Genomic DNA, 12,779 nt, shown 5'->3' with positions numbered 1-12,779 from the left:
AAACACAGGAAGAAATTAATTGGCTTGCAGAAGCATTGCGCTCCAAAAAATTTGGGTAATGAATCTTAAATTAAATGAGTTTTTTGGAAATGAAAGCTACTGCTTATGGAGGTCAGCAGCCCCGCCATTCGCTATAGCCCTCATGAAATATTCGTGGCTGTCGCTGTTGTCGGGTTTAAGAACATTGGTTTGTTGCAAACCGTTAAAAATTATTGTAATTAAAATCTTTTTAACTCACATTATCAAAGCATTTTGTTCGAAAACGTTCAAAATCTGCAACCTAATTTCCCTTCTCGTGCAACATTTCTTTATGGTGCTAGTCTTATGTAAACTAAACCAAACCTATGAAATTCTATTTAACGCTGTTTTTACTGCTTGTTTTTACTTTTTCTTATGCACAAGACCCGGCAAAACAGAAACAATTAGCTGCTGTAAGAACTGCCGAAGTGCCTAAAATTGATGGCGTTCTAAATGATGCTTGTTGGGTAAATGTACCAATTGCCACAGATTTTTTTGAAATACGCCCGGTGCCTGGAAGAGTAGAAACAAAAGAGCGACGGACGGAGATGAAACTGATGTATGATGACGTTGCCATTTATGTGTATGCCCGAATGTACGATGATAAAGATAGTGTTTCGCATGAATTGGTTTCTCGGGATAACATTGGTAATGCCGATTTTATTTCCATCATTGTTGACCCATTTTACGATAAAATGAATGGCAACGGCTTTTTTGTTACAGCGGCCGGCGTGCAGTTTGATGCGAAATATTCGCAGGTTGGTGATGAAGACCCAAATTGGAATGCCGTTTGGGAAAGCGCTGTAAAAATAGATGAACTGGGTTGGACTTGCGAAATGAAAATTCCTTATTCTGCGTTGCGTTTTTCGAGCAAGGATATTCAAAATTGGGGCTTAAATTTTAGCAGGCGGATTCAAAGAACCAACATACAAACGTTCTGGAATTTTGTAGACCCGAAAGTAAACGGCTTTATCAATCAGGAAGGATTATTTACTGGCATTAAAGATATTAAACCGCCCCTGCGCCTTTCATTTTCGCCATACATTTCTGCTTATGCCAATCATTATCCGGCAAATATTCCCGGAGTTAAAAACACTACGGCTAGGTTTAATGGTGGTATGGATGTTAAATATGGCATCAACAACAGCTTTACATTAGATATGACTTTGGTGCCAGATTTCGGCCAGGTACAATCGGATAACCGAATTTTAAACCTCACACCTTTCGAAGTAAAATTTAACGAAAACCGGCAATTTTTTACCGAGGGAACCGAACTTTTTAATAAAGGTGATTTATTTTACTCCAAGCGCATTGGCTCTATTCCATCATATTACAATTACACTGGCGTAAATAGTGATGATAAAATTATTAAAGACCAAACCGAGGCAAAAGTATTAAACGCCACCAAAATTTCGGGCCGTACTGCTAAAGGCTTGGGCATTGGTATTTTTAATGCCATTACCAATAGCATGCAAACGGAAGTTGAAGATGCGAATGGAAACCTTAGGAATGTAGAAACCCAACCGCTTACAAATTATAACATTTTAGTTTTCGACCAATCATTAAAAAACAACAGCTCTGCAACGTTTATTAATACAAATGTTTTAAGGCAAGGCAGTGCTTACGATGCCAATGTTAGTGCTTTGCTTTTTAATTTGAATAACAAAGACAATAAATATTTTATTAACGGTGGCGGTAAAATGAGCTATTTACGAGGCGAAGAAACAAGCACAGGTTACAGCTATACCCTTCGTTTTGGCAAGCAAAGTGGCAACTTTACCTGGAGCTATAACCAGGTATTTGCCGATGATAAATTCGACCCATCGGATATGGGGTTTTTTACCAATAATAATTTTGTAGACCAGCGCATTGGTTTAGGCTATAACGTTTTTAAACCAAGCAAGTGGTACAATGAATGGCAAAATTGGTTTAACATGTCGTATTCTAGGCGGGTTACACCTGGCGATTACCAAAGTTTTGGGGTAAATGGTGGTTCGTATGTTAGGTTTAAAAACTTATGGTCGGCAGAGTTGGATGCTAATTATGATGCGCAACGTAATGATTTTTACGAAGCCAGAAACGGGCAGGTTTATAAAGCTCCAGAGAGTTTTGGTATTGGTTTGTACATCAATCCTAACCGTGCAAAAGCATATAATTTCGGTGGAAATATTCGCTATCAGGAACAGGAGCTTTTTAAAGGTAAATCATACAATTTTTACTTTTTTCAAAATTTGAGGGTGAATGATAAAATCGCATTCGGATTGGATTTGAATTTCAACCCGAATTATGATTTTGTAAATTGGGTAACTTCGCAAGGCACTCAGGCTATTTTTTCCAAATATGACAGACGAACGGTTGAAAATTCTTTTGATGCAAAATACACCTTTACAAATTTAATGGGTTTTACAGTGGTGTTAAGGCACTATTGGAGTGATAGAAGAAACAAGGATTTCTTTTTACTAAAACCCGATGGTAATTTAACTGATTACCAAGGACCAAGCCTAACCGGTACCGACCGGAATTACAACGTATTTAATATCGATTTAATTTACACCTGGCAGTTTGCGCCTGGAAGTACGCTTTCTCTATCTTACAAAGATGCCGCTGAAACTTACGATACTTATTATACGCAACGTTACAATAAAAACCTCAACGGTATTTTAAACTCACCACAAAATAATAGTCTATCGATTAAGGTTTTATACTATATAGATTATTTGGATTTAAAAGGCAAACATAAGAAGATTTGAAGGTGAGGTTAAACTACCTGAAAATAGTTCTCTGCTTTGCTTGTAATGACATAATTAGTTTCTTCTGTGAAATCTGTGTTTCTGTGGCAACACCCTTGTTTATAACCTCACCCTTTGAATGGTTTAGGTTTATCGATAGTTAACTGCATCCCTCTTGAAGAGAGGGAAATGAAATTTAGTGCTTTAAACTTATAGATTTACTCATTATCCAACAAATCCCTCTCTTCAAGGAGAGGGAGCGCAAAACTGAAGCCAAAGCAGAAACATTGTTAGGGTGAGGTGAACTGGCAGATTCTTCTGATTCAACTACCTCGGGAACACAAATGCAAAGCCTAAGGCCAATGTTTGGCTAGCTTGTACTTTTGGGTTAGTATCTTTATCAAACAATACAACACCCGTTATGCTGGTGTTCATAAATCGGTTAATTTTAGCGGTTAAAGCAACATCAAGTCTGTGGTCAATTTGTAGCCAGCCAATGTTTTCATAAGGAATAAACATGGCATAACGGGTTTTCAAATTTGTGTTTGTAAAAATGTCTTTATCAAATGCTGCTACAATCTGGAAAGCTAGCTCATTACGAAAAACCTTGCCTGTATCTACCCCGAAGTTTTTTGGATTGGTTTTATACAGATTTCTATCCAGTACAAATGTTTGTCTGGCCGTTCCGGTACCAATCCTTGTAGAGAAATACTTGTTTGGTTTATATTCAAAACCTATCGATTCTGTTAAATAACCCGGCCCCATAAATCTTGAAATTAATGTAGCAGTTTCTGAACCATTAACTGTAGAGTATGAGAAACCATTATCAAACTGCGACTCGAAGTTTAGCGACCCGAAAAAATACCAGTTTTTTGATAATTGAAAGGAAGCCTTATTATCCCAAAATATACGGTCGTTGGTTTTCTTCTGTAACTGACCACGATTTTTTACTTTTCCGTATTGTAAAATTAGTTCGGTAACGTAACTATAGCTGTTTTTGTTATACTCGGCTTTATAGTTTAGCAAGCCACCAACTGCTAACGAATTTACGCCACCACCTTGCCAATTATCGCTAAATTGAGCTTGATTGATATTTATGGCAATAGCAGTTTTTGTTTTCCAGTAATTTACCTTTGCATTTACAACTGCAGGGCGAAGTTTTACGGGTTCGAAAGAAAGGGGTAGAGTTCTGCTCGGCAGCGGACTTCGCTTAAGCTTAATATTTAAATCTTTCGTGTTGATAGGAATTGTATCAATCTCCTGAGCATATAATTTTGCAGAACTGAGGCTTAAAATAATAATTAAGGAGGCTAAAAAATTCTTCATTGGCTACAAATAAAAAGAAAATTAATTAGAGATTAAAAGTTTAATCCAATCATTTTACATTAAAAGCCTATTTCAATTCGCTCTTCAGTTGAAAAATAGCTGCTGCCAAAATTCAAATGGTCCATTTAAAATAGCTTAACCACCTGAACCAACTGCCGCTTTTAAGATAATTTAAATCATTTTCATTATCATAAGCTTCTTGCTCAAAAATGATTTTCCGGTAGGCTAAATAATGATTTTTATATTTAATGAGGTTGAAGAAATAATTGAAAAAATACAAAATGTAAAAAGGCAATATTAGTAGTTCTAATTGTTGCCGTAGGTGAATTCTTTCGTGATTGATAATTTGAGCATCACCTTTATAATCTTTGTTCTTTAATAGAATAAAAGGAAAAATTGCCATCCCGGCAGCGGGTAATTTTCTAACAATTAAAATGGGTGTTTTCACAGTTTATCAATACTAAGTTGAGGCAATGTAGGTAACCTTAATGCCTGCGGATTTAACCTGTAACTTTTGTAAGCATTTTTGATGAATAGATTAAACGTATAATCACTAGCATCTAATACAAACTGATATGTAGGGCGGTATTGTTGCATAAAATCTTTTAACTCTGGCTCTTTTATTCCTAAAACCTGCTGTACCAAACCAGGTGTAAAACGATAATCAATCATATCTTCACGATAATCTTTTTCGAGTATCTTTTGTAAGTGGCGGGCATTTTTGCCTTGTCTGCTTAGCAGATTGTAAATTGCATCGATACCTAAACCTACACCGCCGTTGCCAATACTTAATAAATCTTTGCTGCTGCCTCTCAAGGTCGCATAACGGTATTCTTGAATCGTTTTTTCATATTGCTCTTGTGGCGATAATTTTTTCTGCTGAATCAAAACATCTCTTAAGCGAATACCTAAAGATTTTAATTGGAAATATGCTGCAGGTTGACCTTTAAAAACCACCGTATCAACTCCATAACCCGAAAGTGCAGCCACTAAAGTATCACCAGGAATTGCAAATGTACTAAATTCACCTTTGGTGGTATTGTAAAGGCCATCTCCACTTCGGGTATTATAAATGTAAACCTTAGCTAAACGTTGCTTGGTTTCTTTATCAATTACCACACCTTGCACAGGTTTTGTTTGTGCATATAGCATGGCCGAAAGGCTAATGAAAGTAAAAAAAACAATTAAAAATTTCATTTGAATAACAAAACTACAATTTACCAGGCAGTAACAGGTTCGATTAACATTATTTAACCTTCAATACCTGGCCAAGTTTAATTGCATCGGTAGTCATGTTATTTAAAATTTTTAAATCGTCTATACTAATATTAAAACGTTTTGCAATATTATAAAGTGTATCGCCTTTTATTACGGTATAAGTTCCATCTGCCAATATAGGTTTGGCGCCTGGTGGCGGTGTATCTACAGGTGTAAATTTTACTTTCTCTTGAGGAATATTCTGATTAATTTCACTGAATACCTTGTCTTCGCGGGCAATTTTCTGCTTCTCAGTTTCCGATTGATCGTATTGATATAGCTGATATTTTTCTATGGTATTGATTAGCAAATCGGGATATTTTGGATTTGTTGCATAGCCAGCTTGTTTTAAACCTAAAGCCCAGCTTTTGTAGTCATTTTTATCCAATTGAAATAATGAACTGTATCGTTTGCGTTTTAGAAATTCTGAATGATCTTTAAACGATTCTCGGGCATCTTTATACACTCTAAAACAATCGTTTTTCTGGTCATCATCTCTAAAATAATTTTTCCCTTTCCAATCTGATGTACACTTGATACCGAAATGGTTATTTGCGTACTTGGCCAAATCGCTATTTCCACTACCTGATTCTAAAATGCCTTGCGCTAAAGTTATACTGGCAGGAATTCCATAGGCATTCATTTCTTCTATTGCAACAGCTTTAAATTCATCTATATAACTAAGTGTATTATAACTTTTGTAAGTGTTATTGTTGGCTTTATTGGATGCTTTTTCTATCTGTTTATTGTTTTTAACATATTTACGTGTGCTGCATGAACTAACTAGCAGCACAAATAAAGCAAAATAGATGTATGGTATTTTCATGTTTTTGGAATAAGGCATAGTTGGCGAATTTACAACTTGATTTTTTGTCCTGGTTTTAAATTTGCTTTTTTAAGTCCATTTTTTAGCATTAGCGCTTTTACTGTTGTTCCCTTTCTGTCGGCAATTATGCTTAAATTATCTCCTGGTTTAACCGTATAAGTATTTGTAATTTTTCGTTTGGCGGTTTTTTTACGATAAGTTTTTGTTGCATAAACAGGCTCTACATAATCTTCGGGGCGTTCATCGTACTGGTATAACTGATGTTTTTTAATTAATGCTATAACTTGGTTGGCCCAACTTCTGCTACTTGCATACCCGCATCGTTGAATTCCTCTTGCCCAACCTTTATAATCGTACTGGTCGTATTTTGTAAAAAGATTATTAAATGGAGAACGGGTTTCCATAATTTCCACAAAATGGCTATAAGATTCATCAGCACTTTCATAATCGCGATAGGTGGAATGAATATCATCATTGTTATTTGGTCCTTTTACGCCAAAGTGATTGTTCAAATGTTGGGCAATTTTGCTATTTCCTGAGGCCGATTCGTGTATGGCAACAGCCAAAATTAAACTTGCAGGAATTTTATGATCACGCATTAAGCTTTGAGCAAAAGGAACATGTGTTACAATGTATTCTTCTGTGCTTTGCGCTTTAATTACAATTGCTGTAAAAAGGAAAATACAAATGGTTAATAGTTTTTTCATTTCATAAATGCTTACATCATAATTAGTTTTAAGCAACAAGCCATCAATTGGCTAATACAAAAATTTATTTTTTTCTTATAATAAATAAGCCATCTCTAACGGGTAGAATCATTTGCTCAACCCTATCATCCGTTGCTATTTTATCATTAAAATTGGTAATATTTTGTGTGTCTTTATCTTGTTTTTCTTGCAGCACTTTTCCACTCCACAACACATTATCTACAATGATTATTCCACCTGGGCGAACCCGCTCAAAAATCAAGTCATAATAAGTTCCATTGTTTTTTTTATCGGCATCAATAAAAACGATATCAAAAACTTCATTTAGAGTATCAATGGTTTTCGTAGCATCGCCTAAAATGTAATTTATTTTGTTGTGATAAGGAGATTGTTCAAAATTGGAACGAACCATGTCTTCCAATTCTGCGTTAATATCTAAGGTGTAAATTACCCCTTCATTTGTTAAACCTTCGGCTAAGCATAGTGTGGCATAACCGGTAAATGTTCCAATTTCTAAAATCCTTTTGGGTGCAATCATTTTGCTAAGCATACTTAAAACCCGACCTTGATAGTGTCCAGATAACATTCTAGGCATTAAGACTTTAAGATTGGTTTCGCGATCGATTTTCTGAAGCAATTCGTTCTCCGGTTCGCAATAGCTAATTAGCAGATTTTGTAAATCGTCGTTTATCAGGCTCATTTTATTTGGTTATAAACGGTTAGTTTCCATAAAATATTGTAAAATTATGGTTGCCGCTATGGTATCCACTCTTGCTTTATTTTGTCTGTCTGTTTTTTTCAATCCACTTTGCATTATAGCCTGCTGTGCCATTTTTGATGTAAAACGCTCATCAACCCAATACTGTGGAATATTTGGAAATGCTTTTTTTAGCAACGTAGAAAATCCTTTAGCATGCTGTTTTGAGTCAGAATCAGAGCCATCCATTTGCTTTGGATCGCCAATAACAAAGGCTTCAACTTGTTCTGTAAGCAAATACTTTTGTATGTACTCTATCGCATGATTTGGGTGTACCGTATCTAAGCCAGTCGCGATAATCTGTAACGGATCGGTTACTGCAATACCTATTCGTTTTGTTCCGTAATCAAAAGCAAGAATTCTGGCCATATAAATTATAAAAGCCTCAAAGGTAAGGTTTTTTAAGAATACGGGTTTTATGCAGATTAGATGTGAAATTCCCATATTGTAGAAATTCTTTCCCACTTATAACCTATTAAAATTTTGTAATGAATTGGTTTTTAGTAAATTGTATTTTTGGTTTCATGTTTGTACACGACTTTACTAACTATTTAAACTAATATTATGAATCTAAAATTTACAAAAACTCTTGCTTTAATGTTTCTAATAGGCGGAATGTCTGTTTCAAACGGTTTTTCTCAAACCAAATCTACTGATGATGGTGAAAATCTGGTAAAATTAAACCTAGTGTCACTTGCGATGAAGACGATTAATGTACAATACGAAAGAGCTGTTTTCGGCAAAACTAGTGTTGGTTTAGGCGTTAGATTAATGCCTAAGGGTTCTGTGCCATTTAGCTCATCATTTGATAGCATTGATGATCAGTTAGGCAGCTTAGAACTTGGAAATTTTGCCATAACTCCCGAAATAAAGTTTTATTTGGGTAATGGTGTTTTTAAAGGGTTTTATATCGCACCTTTCTTAAAATACGCACATTATAATACATCAATTGATTACGAATTTACTTCTAATAACGTAACAGAGATTATTCCATTAAGTGGTAAATTAAATACTTACACTGCTGGTGTTTTATTTGGAGCACAATGGCGTATTGCAAATAAATTCTATTTAGACTGGTCGATTTTTGGACCACAGTATGGAATTTCAAGAGGAAACTTACAAGGAACAAAATCTTTATCAACTCAAGAGCAGCGAGATTTGAAGGCTGAGTTAGATGATATTGATCTTCCTGTTGGAAAAATTACAAACACAGTAAACGCTAACGGTGCTAATGTTGATTTGAAAGGTCCTTGGGCTGGTATTCGTGCTAATGTTGGTATTGGGTATCGTTTCTAAATTGTGTTACAATTTAAGTTCCTTTTGTGGTAAAAAAACTACCATGAAAGGAACTTAAATCAAAAATGATTTTAAATGCTATCTAACTAAGATCCCGCTCTCCTCATTTCTTCAGTTGCGCCACCATTAGAGCGTTTCATTGCTTTTAAAGGCTTACCAAATCTGTAGTTAAAACTCAAAACAAAAAGTCTACTATCTCGTGTTAATTTAAAATACTCTTGTGCCTGGGGGAAATCGGTTAATCCTTCCATAGCTTGGGTAAAGAAAATATCTCGGGCACTAAATTTTAAACTTCCTTTTCCCTTAAATATCGATTTTGATACTCCTGCTGAAACCTGGCCGGTAGGGTAGAGCAACTCCTGTAAATCGTTTCTGGCTTTGGTTATGTAAAACCCGGAAAGTTCTGCAGATAAAGTTTTTATGATATTAAATTGGTTGCTAGCACTAAACTGAAATTGATTTATAGATGATTGATAGCTGATGTTCTGATAACCATCGAGTTTTTTATAATTGTAATTTCCCTGCCCGTTAAATGACCACCATTTCATCGGCGAAAATTGAAGCGACACTGAAACGCCAAGATTATTCATCCGACCGACATTACCATCTGTATATATCAAAATATTTGTTCCTTCAGAAAGAAATAATTGCGAAAAATAATTGCTGATTAAGCTATAAGAAATGGTTGTGGTTAATAGCTGTTTAAATTGGTGGCTAATTTCCATATTCCAGCTGTATTGCGGCAAGATGAAGGGATTGCCTCTTTGTAGCGTATATTTATTAACTATAAAAACAAACGGATTTAGCTTTTGATAAGCCGGACGATCTATCCTCCTGCTTGCGGTTAATGTTAAAGAGTTTAAAGAATCTACAGTATAACTCACATATCCCGATGGAAATAAATTTTCATAAGTTCGAGAGAAGGAAGAGTCTCTTTTCAAGCTGTTTCCTAACTGATGGGCATCATAATCTATGTGCTCGTAGCGCAACCCAATTTGCGCATTCATTTCCCTGTTCTGTGTTCTAAACTGCTATACAAAGCACTAATATTTTCTTTGTATTGAAAATGATTGCTTCTATTTAAATCAATAGTACGAACAGCACCATTTGTATTCACATAATCTGCAATATTATCTGTACTGATTGATGAAACCTTAAAGCCAGATTCTAACTGAGTGTTTTTGCTAAAATGAACCACATGATCTGCTTTTGCCGAGAAAATTTTTATGGTAGATGGAATACTAATTTCAGTACCCTGAACATAACCATTCGTTGCTAAAAGTTGGTTGGTAAATACCTGATCGTTATTCATACGATATCTTAGCAAATCGATATCAACAGATATATCTTGCTTAGCGTTAATTGCATGTTTTAAATTAACATTTGCGGCTCCGTTTCTAAATTTATAGTCGCTGTTGCTAATAGTAGAAACTGCAGAATCTATACTGCCTGAAGCCTTTTTCCAAGTCGCCACAGCATCGCTAGTTCCATCTCTTTTAATTAAAGTTCCACTAACAGAAAAGCCAACAGTTGTGTTTTTTGAAGCATAAATATCTACTCCGGTTTTTAAATACGTATAATGGGTTAAGCTCGCTATCGCTGTATTTTGATCGAGCAAACCTGTTGTAGTGTTGTTCTGCCCAAAGTAAGTTCTGTGTGCAACAATATCTGTAAAATTATTATTTGTATTATAGCTGGCCGTTGCATAAGCATTTACCTTTCCCTTTTTATAATTTACCAACAGGCTGTTATTGTTTTTGTAATCTCGGCTCCAACCCCCAATAATATTTATAGAACCATTAAAACCCTCTTCCGTATTCTTTTTTGTTTTAATGTTAATTATGCCACCATTGCCACTTGCATCGTATTTAGCCGATGGATTAGTTATAAGTTCAATTTGATTTACCTGCGATGAGTTCATATTGCTCAACAGATTTGTTAAGTCGCTTCCTGATAAATAGGTGGGCTTTTCATCAATCATTACCAGAACCGTCGATTTTCCTTGCAAGCTTATATTGCCATCCTTATCTACCATTACACCCGGCGATTTTTCTAATAACTCTAATACCGAAGTTCCGGTATTTGTTATTGCGGCTGCTACATTTAGCACAATTTTACCTCTTAAATGTTGGATGATTGGTTTGTTCCCTGCTACGGTAACTTCTTTTAAAACCTGGCTGCTAGGTAATATTTTTATATTGATAACAGAGAGCGCAAATGGAGATTTAATAGTTGATGTTTTGTGAGGTTCATAACCAACGGCTTTAGCTTTAAAAAAGTAATTGCCTTGAATGGGTTGAATGAAAATAGCAGCTCCTTTATTATCTGTTTTTGCAGCTTTTATTAAAGTAGAATTTTTTGCCAACAAAAGCTCTACTGTGGCGTTGGGGAATGGTAAATTTTTTTCATTTAGAACAATTATTTTAATCGTTCTTGCTTTTTTCTGGCTAAAGCTTGTTATTGTTGAGAGCAATAAAAAAGGCAATAACATAGACTTCGAAAAGATCATTATTTAAATAAATAGTTAGTTAGAGGGGACTAATTGGGTTTCAAATATAATGAAATGCAACTATATAAGTTAGCAGAAATTGACTAAATATTCTATCGTTTGTCATAATTTTTTTGGTAGATTTTTATAGGAGCAGTTTACATAAGGTCAAAATTTTACAGCGCATCGCTAACATTTCATATCTATTTCTTATTTTGCACCAAATGCAGTTTAAAGAAATTATAGGTCAGCAAAGAATTAAGCAACAGTTGGTGCAAACGGTAAAAGAAAACCGTGTTAGCCATGCGCAACTTTTCTTATCGCCTATTGGTTCTGGTGCTTTGCCCTTGGCATTAGCATACGCACAATACATCAACTGCTTGGATAAAGGAGAAGTTGATAGTTGTGGTGTATGCTCGAGTTGCAGAAAATACGAACGTTTAATTCACCCTGATTTACACTTTTCGTACCCGTTTTTTGCATCTACAAGTATTAAAACCGCTGTTGATGTTTTAGAAGAATGGCGAAGTATGTTGCTTATGGACGCATATTTTGACATTGATATATGGCGATCTAAACTGGAGGCAGCAAATAAACAAGCTAACATTCCAATCGCCGAATGCCATGATATTATTAAGAAGTTAAGTTATAAAGCTTTTGAGGCAGAAACGAAAGTTTTAATCATGTGGCTGCCCGAATATTTAGATAAATCAGGAAATGCCTTATTAAAACTGATCGAAGAACCGCCTGCAAATACATTATTTATTTTGGTGGCTCAAAGCCAGGATCAAATTTTAAGTACAATTTTATCACGAACTCAAATTGTTAAAATTCCGAAGTTAACAAGCCACGAAGTTTCTCAATTCTTACTCAATCATAGTGGCTTAACTGAAAATCAAGCATCAGATTATGCGTTTTTAACTGATGGAAATTTGATTGAGGCAAAAGCTTTAGCCGCTGATAACCAAAATGATAGCTCAGGTATATTTACCGGTTGGTTGCGCAATGGCTTTAGTAATAAAGTACCAGAATTAATCGATTTTACCGAAGTTGCTGCAAAATGGGGAAGGGAAAATCAAAAGAACTTTTTAAAATATGGTATTAACTATTTACGCGAATGCTGTTTAATTATTAGTGGTGCCGAGGCTATGGTAAAACTACCACCCTTAACCCTCGAAACTGCAAAAAAACTAAGTACTCATGTACTCACTTTGCCTATGGCCGAAGCAATTATTGCCGAGCTGGAGAAGGCGCATTACCACATTGAAAGAAATGCAAACCCTAAAATTCTGTTTTTAGATGTATCTTTACAATTGGTTAAAATTATAAAGTTTAAAACGCTCCCCGCGGGGACTCAATATATATACAATTAATT

10 protein-coding genes and 1 pseudogene are annotated in these 12,779 nt (G+C 35.2%); 3 read left to right on the top strand and 8 right to left on the bottom strand.

Translation table 11 applies throughout. From position 1 onward, the window contains the following. Positions 1–344: 344 nt before the first annotated feature. Positions 345–2,768, top strand: coding sequence for a DUF5916 domain-containing protein (locus D7004_RS16830; protein WP_123206990.1), 2,424 nt, complete (start codon positions 345–347; stop codon positions 2,766–2,768). Positions 2,769–3,074: 306 nt separating this feature from the next. On the opposite strand, the gene D7004_RS16825 is transcribed toward D7004_RS16830, so the two are convergent. The 7 genes from D7004_RS16825 to ruvX form a co-directional block, all read right to left on the bottom strand. Continuing rightward, positions 3,075–4,073: a DUF3078 domain-containing protein gene (locus tag D7004_RS16825; protein ID WP_123206989.1), complete on the bottom strand. Its 999-nt coding sequence runs from the start codon at positions 4,071–4,073 to the stop codon at positions 3,075–3,077. A gap of 112 nt (positions 4,074–4,185) precedes the next feature. Then, positions 4,186–4,521: a hypothetical protein gene (locus tag D7004_RS16820; RefSeq protein ID WP_208646877.1), complete on the bottom strand. Its 336-nt coding sequence runs from the start codon at positions 4,519–4,521 to the stop codon at positions 4,186–4,188. Beyond that, a complete protein-coding gene (locus tag D7004_RS16815; protein ID WP_123206988.1) occupies positions 4,518–5,270 on the bottom strand; it encodes a hypothetical protein in 753 nt (250 codons plus the stop codon). The genes D7004_RS16820 and D7004_RS16815 overlap by 4 nt, the downstream gene beginning before the upstream one ends. Before the next feature lie 49 nt (positions 5,271–5,319). Next, positions 5,320–6,156 (bottom strand): glucosaminidase domain-containing protein, encoded by an 837-nt coding sequence (locus tag D7004_RS16810; protein WP_123207208.1) that lies wholly within the window; start codon positions 6,154–6,156, stop codon positions 5,320–5,322. Between the two features lie 29 nt (positions 6,157–6,185). Continuing rightward, positions 6,186–6,863: a glucosaminidase domain-containing protein gene (locus D7004_RS16805; protein WP_123207207.1), complete on the bottom strand. Its 678-nt coding sequence runs from the start codon at positions 6,861–6,863 to the stop codon at positions 6,186–6,188. Between the two features lie 64 nt (positions 6,864–6,927). Then, the gene (locus D7004_RS16800) at positions 6,928–7,563 is read right to left on the bottom strand and encodes an O-methyltransferase (RefSeq protein WP_123206987.1); all 636 of its coding nucleotides are present in this window, start codon (positions 7,561–7,563) and stop codon (positions 6,928–6,930) included. Between the two features lie 9 nt (positions 7,564–7,572). Next, positions 7,573–7,989: a Holliday junction resolvase RuvX gene (gene ruvX / locus D7004_RS16795; RefSeq protein WP_123207206.1), complete on the bottom strand. Its 417-nt coding sequence runs from the start codon at positions 7,987–7,989 to the stop codon at positions 7,573–7,575. Positions 7,990–8,184: 195 nt separating this feature from the next. Here ruvX and D7004_RS16790 point away from each other — a divergent pair, with 195 nt between their 5' ends. After that, positions 8,185–8,916, top strand: a complete 732-nt coding sequence (locus D7004_RS16790; protein ID WP_123206986.1) for a DUF3575 domain-containing protein — start codon at positions 8,185–8,187, stop codon at positions 8,914–8,916. Positions 8,917–9,002: 86 nt separating this feature from the next. On the opposite strand, the pseudogene D7004_RS16785 reads toward D7004_RS16790, so the two are convergent. Then, positions 9,003–10,228 (bottom strand): annotated as a pseudogene (locus tag D7004_RS16785) (outer membrane beta-barrel family protein). 1,400 nt (positions 10,229–11,628) lie between these two features. Between D7004_RS16785 and D7004_RS16775 the strand changes: the two are divergent. Further along, complete coding sequence (locus D7004_RS16775; protein ID WP_123206983.1) at positions 11,629–12,777, top strand: DNA polymerase III subunit; 1,149 nt, start codon at positions 11,629–11,631, stop codon at positions 12,775–12,777. Positions 12,778–12,779: the final 2 nt, after the last annotated feature.

The sequence above is a fragment of the Pedobacter jejuensis genome, assembly GCF_003725795.1.
Lineage (GTDB): Bacteria > Bacteroidota > Bacteroidia > Sphingobacteriales > Sphingobacteriaceae > Pedobacter > Pedobacter jejuensis.
Note: the sequence above shows the minus strand (reverse complement) of the source record. Positions and strands in the feature narration are given on the sequence as shown.

Excerpts from the sequence above, each read along its gene's own strand:
- D7004_RS16830 (WP_123206990.1), top strand. The coding sequence starts at position 345 with ATGAAATTCTATTTAACGCTGTTTTTACTGCTTGTTTTTACTTTTTCT.
- D7004_RS16825 (WP_123206989.1), bottom strand. The coding sequence starts at position 4,073 with ATGAAGAATTTTTTAGCCTCCTTAATTATTATTTTAAGCCTCAGTTCT.
- D7004_RS16815 (WP_123206988.1), bottom strand. The coding sequence starts at position 5,270 with ATGAAATTTTTAATTGTTTTTTTTACTTTCATTAGCCTTTCGGCCATG.
- D7004_RS16810 (WP_123207208.1), bottom strand. The coding sequence starts at position 6,156 with ATGAAAATACCATACATCTATTTTGCTTTATTTGTGCTGCTAGTTAGT.
- D7004_RS16805 (WP_123207207.1), bottom strand. The coding sequence starts at position 6,863 with ATGAAAAAACTATTAACCATTTGTATTTTCCTTTTTACAGCAATTGTA.
- D7004_RS16800 (WP_123206987.1), bottom strand. The coding sequence starts at position 7,563 with ATGAGCCTGATAAACGACGATTTACAAAATCTGCTAATTAGCTATTGC.
- ruvX (WP_123207206.1), bottom strand. The coding sequence starts at position 7,989 with ATGGCCAGAATTCTTGCTTTTGATTACGGAACAAAACGAATAGGTATT.
- D7004_RS16790 (WP_123206986.1), top strand. The coding sequence starts at position 8,185 with ATGAATCTAAAATTTACAAAAACTCTTGCTTTAATGTTTCTAATAGGC.
- D7004_RS16775 (WP_123206983.1), top strand. The coding sequence starts at position 11,629 with ATGCAGTTTAAAGAAATTATAGGTCAGCAAAGAATTAAGCAACAGTTG.